Below are 18,635 nucleotides of genomic sequence, written 5' to 3' on the forward strand. Positions count from 1 at the left end.
AGCTCAGCCCTTCATCATGTTCACGTCCTCCACCGCGATGGAGCCGCGGTTTCGGAAAAACACAACGAGGATGGCGAGCCCGATGGCTGCCTCCGCCGCCGCCACCGTGAGCACGAACAGGGCGAAGATCTGGCCAGTGATGTCGTTCAGATGGGTGGAGAACGCCACGAGGTTGATGTTCACCGCGAGTAGGATGAGCTCGACCGACATCAGGATGACGATGATGTTCTTGCGGTTCACGAAGATGCCGAGCACGCCGAGCGTGAACAGGATCGCCGCCACCGTCAGGTAATGGCTCAAGCCGATCATGAGCGCTGATCCTTGTGTTGAGCCGACATCAGACCTCGACGCCCTGGCGAGACGGCACCTTGCGGGTTTCCACCGCCATCCCCTGCGTCCGTGCATTCTGCACGGCAATGTTCTGGCGCTTCACGCCGGGCCGGTCACGCAGGGTGAGCACGATGGCCCCGATCATCGCCACCAGCAGAATCAGACCGGCCAGCTGGAAGAAGAAAACGTAGTCGGTATAGAGCACGCGCCCGAGCATCTGGGTGTTGGTGACACCCTCGACATTGGCGAGAGGACCGAGCGGCGCCTGCATCAGGCCGGGATCGATCGTCCAGGAGCCGACCACCAGCAGGAGCTCGATGAGGAAGATCGCGCCGATCAATGCGCCGATCGGCAGGTACTGCTGGAAGCCCTGGCGCAGCTGCGCGAAATCGACGTCGAGCATCATCACGACGAAGAGGAACAGCACGGCGACGGCGCCGACATAGACGACCACCAGGATCATCGCCAGGAACTCGGCCCCCATCAGCACGAACAAGCCGGCCGCGTTGACGAAGGCGAGGATGAGGAAGAGCACCGACGCGACAGGGTTGCGCGAGGTGATGACCATGAACGCGGACGCGATCGCGACACCGGCGAACAGGTAGAAGAAGGCTGCGGCTGCACTCATGCGATTATGGAGATCAGCCGTCCCGAGGACGGCCCCTTCTGCCTAAATTCAAACCAGCCCGTGCAGGCCGCCCGTCTATAGAACCCACCCCTGCGGCGCACAACCGCCGGAGCGCCGTGTCATCACCGGTATGGTGCGTCCACTGCGAGATTGCGCGCGATCTCGCGCTCCCAGCGGTCACCGTTCAGGAGAAGCTTCTCCTTGTCGTAGAGAAGCTCCTCGCGGGTCTCCACGGAGAACTCGAAGTTCGGCCCTTCCACGATGGCATCCACCGGACAGGCCTCCTGGCACATGCCGCAATAGATGCATTTCACCATGTCGAGGTCGTAGCGTGTGGTGCGGCGCGTGCCGTCGTTGCGGCGCGGACCGGCCTCGATGGTGATGGCCTGCGCGGGACAGATCGCCTCGCACAGCTTGCAGGCGATGCAGCGTTCCTCACCGTTCGGATAGCGGCGCAGCGCGTGCTCGCCGCGAAAGCGCGGCCCGCGATGCCCCATCTCGAAGGGGTAGTTGATCGTGGCCTTGGGCTTGAAGAAGTAGCGCATGGCGAGGGCGAACCCCGACACGAACTCCTTCAGCAGCAGACCCTTTGCGACTTGATCGAGCTTCATGGCTCGGATCTCCGTGAGGGGTTGTCAGACGCCCGGCGCAAGGCCGGTCAGCTTGAGGACGAAGGCGACGACCACGACCGAGACGAGGGAAAGCGGAAGGAACACCTTCCAGCCGAGCCGCATGAGCTGGTCGTAGCGGTAGCGCGGCACCATGGCCTTCACCATGGCGATCATGAAGAAGAGGAAGCTGGCCTTCAGGGCGAACCAGATCAGGCCCGGCACCCAGGTGAAGGGCGCGAACGGGATCGGCGAGAGCCAGCCGCCGAGGAACAGCACCGTTCCCAATGCGCACATGGTCATGATCGCCACGTACTCGCCGAGCATGAACAGCAGGTAGGGCGTCGAGGAATACTCGACCATGTAGCCGGCCACGAGCTCCGATTCGGCTTCCGGCAGATCGAAGGGTGGGCGGTTGGTCTCGGCGAGCGCCGAGACGAAGAACACCACGAACATCGGAAACAGCCAGAGCCAGTACCAGCCGAGGATGCCCAGTGAGGTGTCCTGCGCCATCACGATGCGCGAGAGGTTGAGCGACCCGGCGCAGAGCAGGACGCAAATGATGACGAATCCGAGGGAGACCTCGTACGAGATCATCTGCGCTGCAGAGCGGAGCGCGCCGAGGAAGGCGTATTTCGAGTTCGAGGCCCAGCCGCCCATCAGCACGCCGTAGACGCCGAGTGACGAGATCGCGAAAATGTAGGTAATGCCGACATTGAGGTCGGCGATGGCCCAGCCTTCCGCCAGCGGGATCACCGCCCAGGCGGCGAGAGCCAAGGTGGCGAAGACAAGCGGTGCCAGCAAGAACAGGCCCTTATTGGCGCCTGCCGGAATCACCGGCTCCTTCAGCACGAACTTCAGCAGATCGGCGAAGGACTGGAACAGGCCCCATGGCCCGACGACGTTAGGGCCGCGCCGCAGCTGCACCGCCGCCCAGATCTTACGATCGGCCAGCAGCGCATAGGCAATGAATACCAGCAGCAAGGCGAGGAGCACGAAGCTCTTCAGGATCAGCAGTAGGACGGTGCCGACGATTTCCAGCATGGTCGGCAGCCCTTATTCCGCCGCTTCGAGACCGCGCGTCTGCGCGAGGCTCGAACATTCGGCCAAGACCCGCGAAGCGCGGGCGATAGCGTTGGTGAGGTAGAAATCCGGAACGGCGGACACGAAGGCCGAACGGCCCGGCTCGCCTCCGAGCCCCGCAAGCGTGTCGACAGTGGCGGCCACGTCGCTCGTGGCTATCGCGTCGAGGGCAGCGAAATGCGGGTACGCCGCATAGAGGTCGCGACGCAGGGCCCCGAGCGAATCGAAGGGAAGACGCTTGCCGAGGACATCGGAGAGCGCCCGCAGGATCGCCCAATCCTCGCGGGCGTCACCCGGCGGGAAACCGGCGCGGTTGATCGTCTGAACACGGCCTTCGAGATTGACGAAAGTGGCGTTCTTCTCGGTATAGGCCGCGCCCGGCAGGATCACGTCCGCGCGGGTCGCGCCGCGATCGCCATGGGTGCCCTGGTAGATCACGAACGCGCCTGCGCCGATCTCGACCTCGTCGGCTCCGAGGTTGAACAGCACGTCAAGCGCTCCGGGCTCGACCATCTGCCCGAGAGCCAAGCCCCCCTCCCCCGGCACGAAGCCGAGATCGAGCGCGCCGACGCGGGCTGCAGCAGTCTGGATCACGGCAAAGCCGTTCCACTCGGCGGTGACCGCACCGATATCCTTGGCGAGCGCCGCCGCCGACGAGAGGATGGCAGCGCCGTCGGGCCGGGTCAGCGCGCCGGTTCCCACGATCACGAGGGGTCGGCTGGCGCTTTTCAGCACCTCGGAGAAGCTATGCTTTCCGGCGGCGATATCGGCCAGGGTTTCGGGGCCGGCGCCGAGATAGGTATGGGGATAGGTAAGATCCACCGCCTCGCCGATCAGGCCCACCGCCAGAGGCGCCATGCGCCAACGCTTGCGGATACGAACGTTGAGAAGCGAGGCTTCCAGGCGCGGGTTCGTCCCGACGAGCAGGATCGCATCCGCCTCCTCAATACCCGGAATGGTGGGATTGAACGTGTAGGCGGCGCGCCCCCAAGCCGGGTCGATCGCCTCGCCGGCCTGACGGCAATCGAGATTGGTCACGCCGAGCGACCCCATCAGGGTCTTCAGGGCATAGATCTCCTCCACGGCGGCAAGGTCACCGACGATGGCGCCAACACGCTTCGGGTCGGCGCTCTTCATCCGGGCGGCGATGGCGGCGAACGCCTCGCCCCAGGAGGCGGGGCGCAGGCGGCCGTTCTCACGCAGGTAGGGACGGTCGAGACGCTGCGCCCGAAGCCCGTCCACCGCATGGCGGGTCTTGTCGGAGATCCACTCCTCGTTGATGTCTTCGTTCACCCGAGGCTCGATCTGCATGACCTCACGGCCACGGGCGTCCACACGGATGGCGCAGCCGACTGCGTCCATCACGTCGATGGATTCGGTCTTCGACAGCTCCCAGGGCCGCACCTCGTAGCTCTGTGGCTTGTGGACGAGGGCGCCCACGGGGCAGAGATCGGCGACGTTGCCCTGAAGCTCGGAGCCCATGGCACTCTCGAGATAGCTCGTGATCTCCATGTCCTCGCCGCGGCCGATGGCGCCGAGATCCGGCACGCCGGCCACTTCCGCGAGAAAGCGGACGCAGCGGGTGCAATGGATGCAGCGGTTCATGGCGGTCCGCACCAGCGGGCCGATATATTTCTCTTCGACGGCGCGCTTGTTCTCGCCGTAACGGGTCGAATCCACGCCGTAGGCCATCGCCTGATCCTGCAGGTCACAATGGCCGCCCTGGTCGCAGATCGGACAATCGAGGGGGTGATTGATGAGGAGGAACTCCATCACCCCCTCGCGGGCCTTTTTCGTGGTTCCGGACCGCGTCAGGATCTCCGGCGGCTCACCATTGGGTCCGGGGCGGCAGTCCTTTACCGCATAGGCGCATGAGGCGACGGGCTTAGGCGCCCCCTTCAGCTCGACGAGACACATCCGGCAATTGCCCGCGATGGACAGCCGTTCGTGGAAGCAGAAGCGCGGGATCTCCGCGCCCGCGACTTCGCAAGCTTGCAGGAGGGTGTACTCGGCCGGAACATCGACCTCGGTGCCGTCGACGATGAGCTTTGTCATGCGTGCTTCTCGGTAACGAATTTCGGTCCGAACGACATGGCGATCACTCCGCGGCGATCCGCACAGGATCGCTGTGCGGGTTGGCGCTGTAGCGGTCGATGCGCTTCTCGATCTCGGGACGGAAATGGCGGATGAGGCCCTGGATCGGCCAGGCCGCCGCGTCGCCGAGCGCGCAGATCGTGTGGCCCTCGATCTGCTTCGTCACGTCTAGGAGCATGTCGATCTCGCGGCGCTGGGCGCGGCCTTCGGCCATGCGCAGCATCACACGCCACATCCAGCCCGTGCCCTCGCGGCAAGGCGTGCACTGGCCGCAGGATTCGTGCTTGTAGAAATATGCGATGCGGGCAATCGCCGACACGATGTCGGTGGAACGGTCGAGGACGATGACCGCCGCCGTGCCGAGACCGGAGCCGAGATTCTTCAGGGTGTCGAAGTCCATCTTGGCGTCGATGATCTGCTCAGCCGGCACCAGGGGCACTGAAGAGCCGCCAGGGATGGAGCAGAGCAGGTTGTCCCAGCCGCCGCGCATGCCACCGCAATGCTTGTCGATCAGCTCGCGGAAGGTGATGCCGAGTTCTTCCTCGACGTTGCAAGGCTTGTTGACGTGGCCGGAGACGCAGAACAGCTTGGTGCCGGTGTTGTTCTTGCCGCCGAGACCGGCGAACCAGGCCCCGCCCCGGCGCAGGATGGTCCCCGCTACCGCGATCGACTCGACGTTATTCACGGTCGTCGGGCAACCGTAGAGGCCCATATTGGCGGGGAAAGGCGGCTTCAGCCGCGGCATACCCTTCTTGCCTTCGAGGCTTTCCAGCAGGGCGGTTTCCTCGCCGCAAATGTAGGCGCCGGCGCCGTGATGGACGTAGATGTCGAACGGGTAGCCGTGGACATTATTCTTGCCCACGAGACGGGCCGCGTAAGCTTCGTCGACCGCCTTCTGCAAGGCATGCTTCTCGGCCACGTACTCGCCACGGATGTAGATGTAGCAGGCATGGGCCGCCATGGAGAACGAGGCCAGCATGCAGCCCTCGATCAGGAGATGCGGATCGTGCCGCATGATCTCCCGGTCCTTGCAGGTCCCCGGCTCGGATTCGTCGGCATTGACCACGAGGTAGTGCGGACGCCCATCTGACTTCTTGGGCATGAAGGACCATTTCAGGCCCGTCGGGAAGCCGGCACCGCCGCGCCCGCGCAGCCCGGACGCCTTCATCTCGTCGATGATCCAGTCGCGGCCCATTTCCAGCAGGAACTTGGTGCCGTCCCACGCGCCGCGCTTCCTGGCCTCTTCCAGACCGGGCGAATGCAGACCGTACAGATTGGTGAAGATGCGATCCTGATCTGAGAGCATGTCAGATCTCCTTCGCGTTGGCGGACGGCGTCTTCGGCTCGGTCGGTTTCGGTGAGGATTCGTCCGCGCTCGCGCCGGAGGCGACCGGCTGCGGCGGCGGTTCATCGCGTGGCATATCGGATTGCGTACCCGCCTCGGCTCCAGCGGCCTCGGCCTCGGCGATCGTCTCGGGCGCGGACGGAGCCGGCTTGTTCGGCTGGGCCGTCGATTCCTTCGGGTCAGCCGCATCGGCCTTGTCGCCCGGCTTCACCGGCGTCTCGCCGGATGCGTTACGCTGAGCTGGGGCGTCGGTCGGCGGCTCCTCCACGGCGCGGCCCGAATCGGGCTTAGCCGGCTTCGGGTCGGACGCCGCGCGCTGCTCGGACGAGACAGCTTCGGACTTGCCCACTGCATCGTCGGATTTCGCGGCCTGATCTTCGAACCGCTTCCGCCATGCGCCCACGCGCGACCCATCGAACAAGGTCTCGTCGCTCAACGTGTCGGCCCCGCCCATCGGCTCGGATGACGTGCGCCCGACCTGCGAACCGATCTTGACCGGGCGTCCAGCCGCGAGGTCGTCCATCAGTTTGCCGAGGAGCTCGGGCGTCAGGTCTTCGTAGTAATCCTGATTGATCTGGGCCATGGGCGCGTTGCAGCAGGCGCCGAGACACTCGACTTCGAGCCAGGAAAAATTGCCGTCGGCGCTGACATGGCCGGGTGCGCCGAGGCGCTCCCGAAGATAGCCCTTCAATTCGCGCGCACCGCAGGAATCGCACGGCACCGTGCCGCAGAGCTGGATCCAGAACCGGCCCACCGGCTCAAGGGCGAACATCGTGTAGAAAGTCGCGACTTCGAGCACGCGGATATGCGGCATGCCAAGTTCGGCGGCCACCGCCTCGATGGCCTTCTGCGGAAGCCAGCCGCCATTCTGCTCCTGCGCCTTCCACAGCAGCGGGATCACCGCGGAGGCCTGACGGCCTTCGGGATACTTCTCGATCTGCCCTTTGGCCCATTCGGCGTTCTCAGGCGAGAAAGCGAAGCTGGCCGGCTGCTCGGAAGCGGGGGCGAGTCTGCGATTGGCCATCAGTGCGAAACCTCGAATACCGTCACCGGTCCACCTCGCCGAACACGATGTCGAGCGTGCCGAGCACGCAGGACACGTCGGCCAGCATGTGGCCGCGGCACATCCAGTCCATGGCCTGGAGATGGGCGAAACCCGGAGCGCGGATCTTGCAGCGGTAGGGCTTGTTGGTGCCGTCGGCCACGAGATAGACGCCGAACTCGCCCTTGGGCGCTTCGACGGCGGCGTAGACTTCGCCGGCCGGCACGTGGAAGCCCTCGGTGTAGAGCTTGAAATGATGAATCAGCGCTTCCATCGAGCGCTTCATTTCCCGGCGCGGCGGCGGTGCGAATTTGCCGTCCGTGGCGGCGATCGCCCCCATTCCCGCCGGCTCGCGCAGCTTGATGCAGCACTGGCGCATGATCTTGGCCGATTCCCGCATCTCTTCCATGCGGATGACCTGCCGATCGTAGGTGTCGCCGTTCCTTCCCACGGGGACGTCGAATTCCATCTCCTCGTAGCATTCATAGGGTTGCGACTTACGCAGGTCCCACGGGATGCCGGAGCCGCGCACCATCACGCCCGAGAAACCCCAGGCCATGGCCTCGTCCACGGTGACGATGCCGATATCGACGTTGCGCTGCTTGAAGATGCGGTTCGACATGACGAGGTCGTCGAGATCGTCGACCACCTGCAGGAACGGGTCGATGAAGGCTTCGATATCGTCGATCAGCGCGGGCGGCAGGTCCTGGTGCACGCCGCCGGGCCGGAAGTAATTGGCATGGAGACGAGCACCCGACGCGCGCTCGTAGAAGATCATCAGCTTCTCACGCTCCTCGAAGCCCCAGAGCGGCGGCGTCAGCGCGCCCACATCCATGGCCTGCGTGGTGACGTTGAGGAGATGAGACAGGATGCGGCCGATCTCGCAGAACAGCGTGCGGATCAGCTGAGCCCGGCGCGGCACCTGGAGCCCGAGCAACTTCTCGATGCCGAGACAGAAGGCATGCTCCTGGTTCATCGGCGAGACATAGTCGAGCCGGTCGAAATACGGCGTCGCCTGCAGGTAGGTCTTGTGCTCGATCAGCTTCTCGGTGCCGCGATGGAGCAGGCCGATATGCGGGTCGACGCGTTCGACGATTTCGCCGTCGAGTTCCAGCACGAGACGCAGAACGCCGTGTGCCGCCGGGTGCTGCGGCCCGAAATTGATCGCGAAATTGCGGATATTGTGCTCGGTCATGGCCTCGCTCCGCTGCTCAAGCCGACTTTTTCTCATCGCCCGGGAGCACGTATTCGGTGCCCTCCCACGGCGAGAGGAAGTCGAAGTTCCGGAATTCCTGGGTCAGCTTCACCGGCTCGTACACGACACGGGCCTCGTCCTGGTCGTATCGAACCTCGACGAAGCCGGTGAGCGGGAAGTCTTTGCGCAGGGGGTGGCCCTCGAAACCGTAATCGGTGAGCAGCCGGCGCAGGTCCGGATGTCCCGAAAACAGGATTCCATACAGGTCGTAGGCTTCGCGCTCGAACCAGTTTGCCGCCGGGAACACCTCGATGACGGAGGGTACGGCGGTCTGGTCGTCGGCCTGCACCTTCACCCGGATGCGGCTGTTATGGCGCAGTGAGAGCAGGTGGTAGACCACGTCGAAGCGCTTGGCCCGGTTGGGATAATCAACGCCGCAGATATCGATGAAGCAGCGGAACGCGCAGGTCGGGTCGTCGCGCAGATAGGTGAGCGCATAGACGATATCGCTCGCCTGAACGTTCAACGTCAGCTCACCGAAGGCGATGGCGCGCGAGACGATGGCCGGCCCGAGGGCCGCGCCCACATGGTCGCTGAGCGCCTGGAGCGAACCGTCGGCGGGGGCGGCCGTATGCGCGAGGATCGAGATGCCGTTGCTCATCGCGAATCCTCAGCGCTCGATCGTGCCGGTACGGCGGATCTTCTTCTGGAGCAGAAGCACTCCGTAGAGTAGCGCCTCCGCCGTGGGCGGGCAGCCCGGCACGTAGATGTCCACCGGCACCACCCGGTCGCAGCCGCGCACCACCGAGTAGGAATAGTGATAGTAGCCGCCGCCATTGGCGCAGGAGCCCATGGAGATCACGTAGCGGGGCTCGGGCATCTGGTCGTAGACCTTGCGCAGGGCCGGAGCCATCTTGTTGGTCAGCGTGCCGGCGACGATCATCACGTCGGATTGCCGGGGCGAACCGCGCGGAGCGAAGCCGAAGCGCTCACAATCATAGCGCGGCATCGACATCTGCATCATCTCGACGGCGCAACAGGCGAGGCCGAATGTCATCCACATCAGCGACCCGGTGCGGGCCCAATTGATGAGGTCGTCCGTCGAGGTGATCAGGAAACCCCTGTCGGCGAGTTCGCTGTTGATCGACAGGAAGGTCGGATCGTCGGCGCCGATAGGGCGACCGGTATTCGGGTCGATGATCCCTTTCGGTGCCGGTGCAACGGCGGGGATCCGGGTGATATCGGGGCTGAAGGCCATCGGTTTCTCGGGATCAGGCTTCGGGCAATGCGAATGTCAGGTCGACGGGATAGTTAGTCCCATTCGAGGGCGCCCTTGCGCCACTCGTAGACGAACCCGACCGTGAGCACGCCGAGGAAGGCCATCATCGACCACATCCCGAACCAGCCGAGCTCACCGAAGGTGATCGCCCAGGGGAACAAGAATGCCACTTCCAGGTCGAAGATGATGAAAAGAATAGCAACGAGGTAGAACCGCACGTCGAACTTCATGCGGGCGTCATCGAAGGCATTGAAGCCACACTCGTAGGCCGAAAGCTTCTCCGGATCAGGGCTGTTATAGGCCACGAGAAAGGGAGCCACGAGCAACGCCACAGCAATGAAGAGCGACACGCCGATGAAGACGATGAGGGGCAGATAATCCGCCAACAGGCCTGTCATGCGACACCTCTCGTGTTCGTGGCGAGCGAAACGCCTCGCGAGCGCCGGGATGGTATGGAATTGCTCCAATGCCAGACTGCGCAGGCGCGAGGCTTAGACGACCCCCTTGAGCGAAACAAGGGCGACCTGCGTCGCACAAATCCAGGCATGACACGGAGGTATGCCAAGGATCGCATCCTTCAACACGACCGATCCGCGCAGGCCCCTCCAAGATGGGCATCACCGGGCCTGCCGACCGGGAATTCTGGCCGGCTTCCTGCATGGCACCGCGCCTCGCCGGACCGGGTCGATGGGCCGGGTGGAAACGAGGATACCGGGGACATCCAAGGTTAACGCAAAGGTAAACATGGCGCTCGGCAAGCGCTCGGAACCATAACCTTGGCCGTGAGTTCCGTTCATGTCCCACTCAGGCCGGCTGGCGTTAGGTCGTCGCAACATTCGACCTTACAGGAGACGTTTCGTGCGCATTGCCCAGATTGCTCCGCTCTCGGAGGCCGTGCCTCCCAAGTTCTATGGCGGCACCGAGCGCGTCGTATCGTGGATCACGGAAGAACTCGTCCGCCAGGGCCATGACGTCACGCTGTTCGCCAGCGGTGATTCCGAGACGTCGGCTAAGCTGGCTGCCTGCACGCCGGAGGGCCTTCGCCTTCTCGGCTACCGGGACCATACCGCCAGCCATCTCGCCATGCTGCACAACGTGCACAAGCGGGCCCACGAATTCGACGTGCTGCACTTCCACATCGATCTGCTTCAGTATCCGATGTTCGAAGATCTTTACCATAAGTGCGTGACGACCATGCATGGTCGCCTCGACGTGCCTGATTTCATGCCGGTCTACCGTACCTTCACGGGCATGCCGCTGGTGTCGATTTCCGACAATCAGCGTGAACCGATGCCCTCCAACTCGAACTGGCAGTCGACGATCCATCACGGTCTGCCGGCCGAGAACTGCCCGTATTACCCGGACGCCAAAGGTGGCTACCTCGCCTTCCTCGGTCGCATTTCTCCGGAGAAGCGTCCCGACCGCGCGATCCAGATGGCGATCCAGTCCGGCGTGAAGCTCAAGATCGCCGCGAAGGTCGATAAGGCAGACCAGGATTACTGGGACGAGGTCATCGAGCCGATGATCCATCACCCGCTCGTCGAGTTCATCGGCGAGATCAACGAAGAACAGAAGAAGGACTTCCTCGGCAACGCGCTGGCGCTCGCCTTCCCGATCGACTGGCCGGAGCCTTTCGGCCTCGTCATGATCGAGGCGATGTCAGCAGGTACGCCGGTCATCGCGTTCCGCAACGGCTCGGTTCCCGAAGTCATCGCCGACGGCGTCAGCGGTGTCCTTTGCGACACGATGGATGATGCCATCGCGGCCGTGCACAAGGTGAAGACCATGAGCCGCGCCGGTGTCCGTCGCCACTTCGAAACCCAGTTCACCGCCGAGTGCATGGTGAAGAAGTACGTGGCGGTCTACGAGCAGTTGATCGCGGGTCAGCCCAACGTGATCACGATGCCGCATGCGGGCGCCTTCACTCCGCATTATGGCGACTTGAACGGTTCGGCCCGCCCCTCGCTCTCAGCCGCGGCGATGCCCGCCTGAAAATCTCTAGCGAAAGGCTGATGCCATCGGGCATCAGCCTTGCTAACCTTCCCCGTATCGGTGCCGCTTCGAGCGGATCCGCCGAGACCGGTTCCAGAAGGCCGCCGAGTCGCCTGGTCGCGATCGGCGGCCTTTTGATTCGCGGGCTACGATCGAGCGTATCGGGCCGAAACGCATGGCCGCGTTTCATGCGAGTCCGAACTTAAACAATGATCTGCGGCATCGGGCCGGGTATGGCTTCGCCTCGATGCTGCAGGTCCGGCAGCCCACTTCCCGGAGACGTTCAGGCATGGCGGCGAACACTTCCACGGCGACGACACAGGACGGTTCCAGCGCGAATGGCCTGGGGCAAGGCTTCCAGGATGCCGACGCGGTGCTGCCGCAATATCATATCGAGGCGCAGACCTCGCTGGTGGAGCGTCCCTTGCGCTCACTGAAGTACGGAGAGGCCTTCGCTGTCCTCGACAGTTACGGCGATATCGGCGTGCTACCTGGGCCGGAAGGCCTGTATTTCCAGGATACGCGCTACCTCTCGCGCCTCGGCTTCACCATCGAGGAGCAGCGGCCGCTGCTCCTGTCCTCGGTGATGCAGGACGATAACGGTGCGCTGAGCGTCGACATGACGACGCCCGACATCCGCATCGACGCTCACGACGAGACCACGATTCCGCGCGAATTGATCGCGATCGAGCGTACCAAGTTCCTGTTCAAGGGGGCCTGCTACGACCGGATCGGCCTGCGCAATTACGATTCTCGGCATTGGAAGCTGAAGATCGGCATCACCTTCGACGCCGATTACCGCGACCTGTTCGAGGTGCGCGGAATGGACCGTCCCATCCGGGGCAAGCGTAGCGTCCAGGTGGCGAGCGAGACCGAGGTCCAGTTCCGCTATGTCGGACTCGACGAGGTGGTCCGCACCACGAGCCTGCATTTCGGGCCGAAGCCGAAACATATCGAGCCGGGCCGGGCCGAGTTCGAAGTCTCGCTGCCCCCTGGCGGCCGGACGTCGCTGTTCATCCGCGTGGTCTGCGAATCGCACCGCGCCTTCACCAGTGCCCCGGCCGCCGAAAAGGTGGGCGAGGATGCAGCGGCCGGTCTGTCGCAGGCGGCGGGCAGCGGGGCCGGTGCACGGCACCCGAAGGGCCTCGGCGAAGGCGTGATTTTCGCCCGCGCCTATCGCGACGCGCGGCGGGACCTGCGCCAACTCACCGCCGGCATCACCACGATCATCTCGTCGAACGACCAGTTCAACGAGGCGGCCTGCCGCGCCACCGCCGACCTCTACATGCTGGCGAGCCGCACGCCCGAGGGGATCTACCCCTTCGCCGGCATCCCCTGGTACTCCACCGTGTTCGGCCGCGACGGCATCATCACCGCGATGATGGCCCTCTGGATCGACCCGAATTTCGCCAAGGGCGTCCTGCGCTACTTGGCTTCGACCCAGGCGAAGGCCGTGGACCCCGCCGCCGATGCCCAGCCGGGCAAGGTGCTACACGAGACCCGGCGCGGGGAGATGGCGATGCTCGGCGAAGTGCCGTTCCGCCACTATTACGGCACGATCGACGGCACGCCGCTCTTCGTCATGCTGGCCTATGAGTATTATGCCGTCACCGGCGACCGGGAGACCATTGCGCGGATCTGGCCGGCCCTCGAACTCGCCGTCGAATGGATGAACAAGTACGGCGACCGGGACGGCGACGGTTTCGTCGAATACGCCCGCGACACCGACAAGGGCCTGGAGAACCAGGGCTGGAAAGACAGCCACGATTCGATCTTCCACACCGACGGACAGCTCGCAAAGGGGCCGATCGCTCTGTGTGAGGTCCAGGGTTACGTCTATGCCGCCAAGAACGGCATGGCCAAACTCGCGACCTTGCTCGGCCATGACGCTCTCGCCACCCGCCTCGGAGACGAGGCCCGGCACCTGCGTGAGAATTTCGACAAAGCATTCTGGTGCGAGGAGATCGGCACCTACGCGCTGGCCCTCGACGGGGCGAAGAAGCAATGCGCCGTGCGCTCGTCCAATGCCGGCCACGCCCTCTTCACCGGCATCGCCCTGCCGGAGCGGGCCGCGAGCGTCGCTGCCAATCTCCTGTCGAAGGACGGGTTCAACGGTTGGGGCGTGCGGACCATCGCGCGTGGCGAGGCCCGCTATAATCCGATGTCGTATCATAACGGCTCGATCTGGCCGCACGACAACGCCATGGTGGCGATGGGCCTCGCTCGCTACGACTTGAAGCCCGAAGCGTCGCGCATCTTCCAGGGCATGTTCGATACTGCGCTCTACCAGGACCAGAAGCGCCTGCCGGAGCTGTTCTGCGGCTTCATGCGGCGCAACCAGCGCGGACCGGTCTCCTATCCGGTCGCCTGTTCGCCGCAGGCCTGGGCGGCGGCGGCACCGTTCGCCTTCCTCTCCGCCTGTATCGGCCTGGAGATCCAGCACGACCGCAACCGCATCCGGCTCCGCAACCCCACCCTGCCGGACTTCCTCGAAGGCGTCTCGATCTTCAACCTCAAGCTGGGCGAATCGCGGATCGACCTGCGTGTCCAGCGCTACGGAAGCGATGTCACGGTCAACGTGCTCAGGCGTGTCGGCGACGCGCAGGTGTCGGTGGTGAAGTAACCCTCGGGGGCGGTTCACACGCCGCCCCTCCCCTCTCCGCGGATGCAAAGCCGTGCCGAATCACGGGATACCGTGAGTGGCCACGAGGCGATAAAAAAGCCGCTTCCCGGATCGGGAAGCGGCTTTCAATGTTCTCAAGTCCAGTGAAGGGACGGAAAGCGTCTCAGCGCGGCGCCAGGATCATGATCATCTGGCGGCCTTCGAGCATCGGCTCGCTTTCCACCTTGGCGATTTCCTGGGTCTCGTTCTTCACCCGCTCCAGCAGGCGCAGGCCGATATCCTGGTGAGCCATCTCACGGCCGCGGAAGCGCAGGGTGACCTTCACCTTGTCGCCTTCCTCGAAGAACCGGATGACGGCCTTCATCTTGGTGTCGTAATCGTGCTTGTCGATGCCGGGGCGGAGCTTGATCTCCTTGACCTCGACCGTCTTCTGCTTCTTACGGGCCTCGTTCTGCTTCTTCTGTTCGTTGAAGCGGAAGCGGCCGTAATCGAGCAGCTTACAGACGGGAGGAACGGAGTTCGGCGCGATCTCCACGAGATCGAGGCCCGCCTCTTCGGCGAGGGCCAACGCGTCGAAGAAGGCGACGACACCGCGGTTCTGCCCGGTATCATCGATGAGCTGCACTTCGCGGACGCCACGGATGTCCCTGTTGGCGCGCGGCCCGTCCTTCTGCGGGGCCGGCATGGCTCTCATTGGTCTACGAATGGCTTCAATCTCCTCGTGAACGACGAAACGGCAGCCTGCGGACATCGCCCCGAGGGCTAGACCTGGCCACCAATCGCTCCGGCAATCCGGTTGCGGACACCATGTCCGAACTGCGTCCCGTGTCAACAGGCTCGAACCGCTTTGGTTCACGAACCCGTCGATACGGCATCATCGCGCGCGGCCCGCAAGGAGCTCCGCATAGATGTCCAAAGTGGCGCCCACCATGCCGTCGAGGGAGAAATGCGCTTCCACATGCGCACGTCCCCGGCGGGTCATGGCGTCCCGCGCACTAGCCCCGAGATTCAGCGCCTCGAGCAAGGCCTCTGCCAGGGCCGGTGCGTCGCCTGGAGGCACGCGCCAGCCGGTGCGCTGCGCGGCGGGCACTTCCGGCGGGGCAAGCACCGTTTCGGGCACCGCGCCGAGGTCCGAGACCACCACTGGAGTTCCGAGAGCCTGGGCCTCCACGGCCGAACGCCCGAATGCCTCGGGCTCCACGGAGGGGACGGCCACCACCGAGGCCGCCCGGAAGGCGGCCGGCATGTCGGTGCAATGACCGACCCGCAGCACGATATCGCGGAGTCCGCGGGCCTCGATCAGCGCATCGAGCTCACGTTCGTAGGCAGAGCGACCCTGCGGGTCTCCGGCCAGGATGAAGGCGACATCGGCGACACCCCGGTCCCGCAGGACGGCCGCCGCTTCGATCAGTACGCGCTGGCCCTTCCAGGCCGTCAGCCGGGCGGCGAGAAGAACAACGCGCTGGTGCGGGGCGACCCCCCAGGATCGGCGCAGGGTCTCGACGCGCGCCGGTGCCACAGCGCCGGGCGAGAACTGGGCGAGGTCGGTACCGCGATGGACGACACGCACGCGGTCACCGGCCTGCTCGGGATGAAGCAACCGGATGAGATCGGCGGTGTAGTGGGAATTGGCGATGACCACGTCGCCCCGCGCCATGACCGAATTGTAGAGCACCTTCACCCCGGTCCGGCCCGAATAACTGCCGTGATAGGTGGTCACGTAGGGGATCTTCAGCCGCCGTACCGCGCCGAGTGCCACCCAGGCGGGGGCACGTGAGCGGGCATGGACGATCTGAACTCCCTCGCGCCGGCACAGGCTGGCGAGGCGGCCGATATTCACGGCCATGGCGAGGGGATTCTTGGAGGCAGCCGGAAAGGGGAGCCAGGTTCCGCCCTTGGCCTGCATCTCGCCCACGAGCCGCCCGCCTTCCGTCGCCACCAGGGCACGGGCCCCGACGGCGGCCAATGCCGCTGCTACATCCACCGTCGTGCGCTCCGCGCCGCCGGCATCGAGGGCGGGAATGATCTGCAGGATCGTTGCGCCCGCCAGAGGCTGGATATCACCGGGAAAGCCTGCGCCCGACCGCTCGCCGCCGTTCACTCCGGTGATCCTTTTCGGAACCGGAGACACGACGGACATTGGTTTTCGGCGCAGGCCCGGTATTCGTCTCGTGTCTCGATCATGGTCTCCAGCATCGGGGGCACGCTTTACGTCTCGGTAAACGAAAAGCGACTCCGAGGCATTCAATTCTCGTTTTCTTCGGATTACGGATGAAGCATGGATTTCGCGACCCGCCAGAACCCGATCTTCATCTCGGTTGGAGAGGGAGACGCCGCGCGCCGCATCGCGATACGGATCCGCGAGGGGGACGGGCCTCCGCTCGTCTGGCTCGGGGGATTCCGATCTGACATGGGGGCGACCAAGGCGACAGTCCTCGACGCTTGGGCGCGGGACCAGGGCCGTGCCCTCATCCGGTTCGACTATACCGGACATGGAGAATCGGAAGGCGAGTTCGCTGCCTCAACCATCTCCACATGGCTGGAAGACGCCATGGCGGTGCTGGACGCGACCGTGACGAGGCCACCGATCCTCATCGGTTCGTCGATGGGGGGCTGGATCGCCTGTCTGGTCGCGCGAGCCCGAGCCTTGCGCGGCGACGCCGCACCGGCCGGAATGGTGTTGATCGCACCGGCCGTCGATTTCACCGAGACGCTGATGTGGGAGCGTTTCCCGCCGGAGATCCGGGCGACGATGGAACGGGACGGCGTCTGGTGGCGGGCGACGGAATACGGGCCCGACCCTGTCCCCACTACCATGTCGCTGATCGAGGACGGACGCCGGCACCTGCTGCTCGATGCGCCGATCGATCCGGGCTGCCCCATCCACATCCTGCAGGGCATGAAGGACCAGGATGTGCCTTACGAACACGCGATCGCGACGGTGGGCCGGCTGCCGGCCGCCGACACAGTCCTCACCCTCATAGCCGATGGTGACCACCGGCTGTCTCGTCCGCAGGATCTAGCCCGGCTGACGGCAGCGGTGGCCGAGATCGCCTGAGCGCCCCCTTGCGCCTCAGTGGAGGCTGACGGCGAAAAGGTCGTTGGCCATGGCGTTGGCGACGATCGCATCCCGCGAATCGGCGAGGAGGATCGGAGCCCCGCTGGCCGAGAGCAGGGCGAACAGGTCGAGGCCTGGCGACAGTTCGGGAGCCTGCGGGAACAGCCGCTTCACCTCATCGGAACGGATCGGGCGCACATAGGCAATGTGGCCTTCGCCGAGGGCGGCGAGATCGGCAGCGTTGAATTCGGCCGGGTCGAGATCGGCCTGGGTGATCGGGTTCGCATTGAAATCGGTCATGATGCCCTCCTTTCGAGGCAGAGCGTATAGGATCGGCGCCGCGTTCGGCCCGTATCCGGGTGAAAACTCAGTGTGCCCTTAGACCTCGTCGCGCGACGCGATGGTGATCTTGCGGACAATCCGCTCCGGCTCGGGGCGGGTCAGATCGATGGACAGGAGCCCGTTCGAAAGGTCCGCGCCCATCACCTCCATGCCGTCGGCGAGAAGAAACGCACGCTGGAACTGACGCGCGGCGATGCCTCGGTGCAGGAATTGCCGCGCCTTGTCGTCGACTTGCCGCCCTCGCACCACGAGTTGGTTCTCCTCCAGCATCACGTCGAGCTGGTCCCGGGTGAACCCGGCCACCGCGAGAGTGATCCGCAGCCGCTCCGGTTGATCGTCGGAACGGGCCACCCGCTCGATATTGTAGGGCGGATACCCGTCATTGGCCGCCTTCGACACGCGGTCGAGGGCCTGTTCGATTTCGTCGAAGCCGAGAAGAAACGGATGTCCGAACGGTGAAGGCCGTGTGGTCACGTGATCTAGTCCTTGGCGAAGCCCCGGGGTCGATAGATGAGGCACTTCGATCTGTCGGAGCCCGCCTGAAGCAGCACTCCTCCCGGCGGTCGTCTGCCGGTCACCGCGATATGGAGATGTGGAAAAGCGGCATCAAGGGCACCGCTCTCAGACCGGTCCTCGCGTCGACTCGCCTCCCTGACCGCACGGAAATGTCGAGCCCGAAGATCAGCGGAGCGGACAGGAAGAGGCTGTGGATGTCGCCAAAAAGGGAAACCTGGGATGATCAAGCAATGGACATGGGAGCATTAGGCAATCCCTTCGCTGCGCCGAGCGTCGCAGTAACAGTTTGGAACTGCTCTGATTTTCAGCGCAAAGCTTGATCTTACAGGGACAACTCGGATACTCCGCGCCACGTCGAACGATGCGGCGGTGCGAGCGCCGGGCGTCATGCGTCAGGTTGGAGCGGCACCGCACCGCGAGCGTCGCCTTCAATGCCAGAGGAACCGCCGAAGACGATCCCCCTGGGGGTCTCTGCGATTGCCGTTCGCGAAGGCGCATCG

General features: G+C 64.5%; 18 protein-coding genes. 3 read left to right on the plus strand and 15 right to left on the minus strand.

Going from position 1 to position 18,635, the window contains the following annotated elements:
• Positions 1-3: 3 nt before the first annotated feature.
• The 11 genes from nuoK to ACYQR9_RS00645 form a co-directional block, all read right to left on the minus strand.
• Positions 4-309: an NADH-quinone oxidoreductase subunit NuoK gene (gene nuoK / locus ACYQR9_RS00595; RefSeq protein WP_056434368.1), complete on the minus strand. Its 306-nt coding sequence runs from the start codon at positions 307-309 to the stop codon at positions 4-6.
• A 28-nt stretch (positions 310-337) separates the two neighbouring features.
• Positions 338-958 (minus strand): NADH-quinone oxidoreductase subunit J, encoded by a 621-nt coding sequence (locus tag ACYQR9_RS00600; protein ID WP_461228356.1) that lies wholly within the window; start codon positions 956-958, stop codon positions 338-340.
• A gap of 122 nt (positions 959-1,080) precedes the next feature.
• Entirely contained in the window at positions 1,081-1,569 is a 489-nt protein-coding gene (gene nuoI, locus ACYQR9_RS00605; protein ID WP_056434372.1) for an NADH-quinone oxidoreductase subunit NuoI, read from the minus strand.
• A gap of 24 nt (positions 1,570-1,593) precedes the next feature.
• The gene (nuoH, locus tag ACYQR9_RS00610; protein WP_056434374.1) at positions 1,594-2,610 is read right to left on the minus strand and encodes an NADH-quinone oxidoreductase subunit NuoH; all 1,017 of its coding nucleotides are present in this window, start codon (positions 2,608-2,610) and stop codon (positions 1,594-1,596) included.
• A gap of 12 nt (positions 2,611-2,622) precedes the next feature.
• Positions 2,623-4,704 (minus strand): NADH-quinone oxidoreductase subunit NuoG, encoded by a 2,082-nt coding sequence (nuoG, locus tag ACYQR9_RS00615; protein ID WP_461228357.1) that lies wholly within the window; start codon positions 4,702-4,704, stop codon positions 2,623-2,625.
• A gap of 43 nt (positions 4,705-4,747) precedes the next feature.
• A complete protein-coding gene (gene nuoF / locus ACYQR9_RS00620) occupies positions 4,748-6,049 on the minus strand; it encodes an NADH-quinone oxidoreductase subunit NuoF (protein WP_207412258.1) in 1,302 nt (433 codons plus the stop codon).
• A gap of 1 nt (position 6,050) precedes the next feature.
• Positions 6,051-7,112, minus strand: coding sequence for an NADH-quinone oxidoreductase subunit NuoE (gene nuoE / locus ACYQR9_RS00625; protein WP_461228358.1), 1,062 nt, complete (start codon positions 7,110-7,112; stop codon positions 6,051-6,053).
• 22 nt (positions 7,113-7,134) lie between these two features.
• Entirely contained in the window at positions 7,135-8,325 is a 1,191-nt protein-coding gene (locus ACYQR9_RS00630) for an NADH-quinone oxidoreductase subunit D (protein WP_056434382.1), read from the minus strand.
• Between the two features lie 16 nt (positions 8,326-8,341).
• Positions 8,342-8,986, minus strand: coding sequence for an NADH-quinone oxidoreductase subunit C (locus ACYQR9_RS00635; protein ID WP_056434384.1), 645 nt, complete (start codon positions 8,984-8,986; stop codon positions 8,342-8,344).
• 9 nt (positions 8,987-8,995) lie between these two features.
• Positions 8,996-9,583, minus strand: coding sequence for a NuoB/complex I 20 kDa subunit family protein (locus tag ACYQR9_RS00640; protein ID WP_019906836.1), 588 nt, complete (start codon positions 9,581-9,583; stop codon positions 8,996-8,998).
• A gap of 53 nt (positions 9,584-9,636) precedes the next feature.
• On the minus strand, positions 9,637-10,002 hold the full coding sequence (locus tag ACYQR9_RS00645; RefSeq protein ID WP_056434386.1) for an NADH-quinone oxidoreductase subunit A: 366 nt from the start codon (positions 10,000-10,002) through the stop codon (positions 9,637-9,639).
• 460 nt (positions 10,003-10,462) lie between these two features.
• On the opposite strand from ACYQR9_RS00645, the gene ACYQR9_RS00650 reads away from it, so the two are divergent.
• Positions 10,463-11,596, plus strand: a complete 1,134-nt coding sequence (locus ACYQR9_RS00650) for a glycosyltransferase family 4 protein (RefSeq protein ID WP_056434388.1) — start codon at positions 10,463-10,465, stop codon at positions 11,594-11,596.
• Positions 11,597-11,885: 289 nt separating this feature from the next.
• Positions 11,886-14,219, plus strand: a complete 2,334-nt coding sequence (locus ACYQR9_RS00655; protein ID WP_461228359.1) for an amylo-alpha-1,6-glucosidase — start codon at positions 11,886-11,888, stop codon at positions 14,217-14,219.
• 163 nt (positions 14,220-14,382) lie between these two features.
• Here ACYQR9_RS00655 and infC read toward each other — a convergent pair whose 3' ends face one another.
• The gene (gene infC, locus ACYQR9_RS00660; protein ID WP_018042013.1) at positions 14,383-14,904 is read right to left on the minus strand and encodes a translation initiation factor IF-3; all 522 of its coding nucleotides are present in this window, start codon (positions 14,902-14,904) and stop codon (positions 14,383-14,385) included.
• Positions 14,905-15,093: 189 nt separating this feature from the next.
• Positions 15,094-16,320 (minus strand): glycosyltransferase family 4 protein, encoded by a 1,227-nt coding sequence (locus ACYQR9_RS00665; RefSeq protein ID WP_461228360.1) that lies wholly within the window; start codon positions 16,318-16,320, stop codon positions 15,094-15,096.
• 177 nt (positions 16,321-16,497) lie between these two features.
• Between ACYQR9_RS00665 and ACYQR9_RS00670 the strand changes: the two genes are divergently transcribed.
• Positions 16,498-17,277, plus strand: coding sequence for an alpha/beta hydrolase (locus ACYQR9_RS00670; RefSeq protein ID WP_461228361.1), 780 nt, complete (start codon positions 16,498-16,500; stop codon positions 17,275-17,277).
• A 15-nt stretch (positions 17,278-17,292) separates the two neighbouring features.
• Here ACYQR9_RS00670 and ACYQR9_RS00675 read toward each other — a convergent pair whose 3' ends face one another.
• Entirely contained in the window at positions 17,293-17,577 is a 285-nt protein-coding gene (locus tag ACYQR9_RS00675; RefSeq protein ID WP_056434395.1) for a BQ00720 family protein, read from the minus strand.
• 78 nt (positions 17,578-17,655) lie between these two features.
• Entirely contained in the window at positions 17,656-18,093 is a 438-nt protein-coding gene (locus tag ACYQR9_RS00680; protein WP_207412252.1) for an Hsp20 family protein, read from the minus strand.
• Positions 18,094-18,635: the final 542 nt, after the last annotated feature.

It is taken from the genome of Methylobacterium sp. CM6241, assembly GCF_054817845.1.

What these genes read in the sequence shown, in the direction of transcription:
- nuoG (WP_461228357.1), bottom strand. Translation starts at nt 4,704, where the DNA reads ATGACAAAGCTCATCGTCGACGGCACCGAGGTCGATGTTCCGGCCGAG.
- ACYQR9_RS00645 (WP_056434386.1), bottom strand. Translation starts at nt 10,002, where the DNA reads ATGACAGGCCTGTTGGCGGATTATCTGCCCCTCATCGTCTTCATCGGC.
- nuoE (WP_461228358.1), bottom strand. Translation starts at nt 7,112, where the DNA reads ATGGCCAATCGCAGACTCGCCCCCGCTTCCGAGCAGCCGGCCAGCTTC.
- ACYQR9_RS00635 (WP_056434384.1), bottom strand. Translation starts at nt 8,986, where the DNA reads ATGAGCAACGGCATCTCGATCCTCGCGCATACGGCCGCCCCCGCCGAC.
- ACYQR9_RS00630 (WP_056434382.1), bottom strand. Translation starts at nt 8,325, where the DNA reads ATGACCGAGCACAATATCCGCAATTTCGCGATCAATTTCGGGCCGCAG.
- nuoI (WP_056434372.1), bottom strand. Translation starts at nt 1,569, where the DNA reads ATGAAGCTCGATCAAGTCGCAAAGGGTCTGCTGCTGAAGGAGTTCGTG.
- nuoF (WP_207412258.1), bottom strand. Translation starts at nt 6,049, where the DNA reads ATGCTCTCAGATCAGGATCGCATCTTCACCAATCTGTACGGTCTGCAT.
- ACYQR9_RS00600 (WP_461228356.1), bottom strand. Translation starts at nt 958, where the DNA reads ATGAGTGCAGCCGCAGCCTTCTTCTACCTGTTCGCCGGTGTCGCGATC.
- nuoH (WP_056434374.1), bottom strand. Translation starts at nt 2,610, where the DNA reads ATGCTGGAAATCGTCGGCACCGTCCTACTGCTGATCCTGAAGAGCTTC.
- ACYQR9_RS00675 (WP_056434395.1), bottom strand. Translation starts at nt 17,577, where the DNA reads ATGACCGATTTCAATGCGAACCCGATCACCCAGGCCGATCTCGACCCG.
- ACYQR9_RS00655 (WP_461228359.1), top strand. Translation starts at nt 11,886, where the DNA reads ATGGCGGCGAACACTTCCACGGCGACGACACAGGACGGTTCCAGCGCG.
- nuoK (WP_056434368.1), bottom strand. Translation starts at nt 309, where the DNA reads ATGATCGGCTTGAGCCATTACCTGACGGTGGCGGCGATCCTGTTCACG.
- ACYQR9_RS00670 (WP_461228361.1), top strand. Translation starts at nt 16,498, where the DNA reads ATGGATTTCGCGACCCGCCAGAACCCGATCTTCATCTCGGTTGGAGAG.
- infC (WP_018042013.1), bottom strand. Translation starts at nt 14,904, where the DNA reads ATGCCGGCCCCGCAGAAGGACGGGCCGCGCGCCAACAGGGACATCCGT.
- ACYQR9_RS00640 (WP_019906836.1), bottom strand. Translation starts at nt 9,583, where the DNA reads ATGGCCTTCAGCCCCGATATCACCCGGATCCCCGCCGTTGCACCGGCA.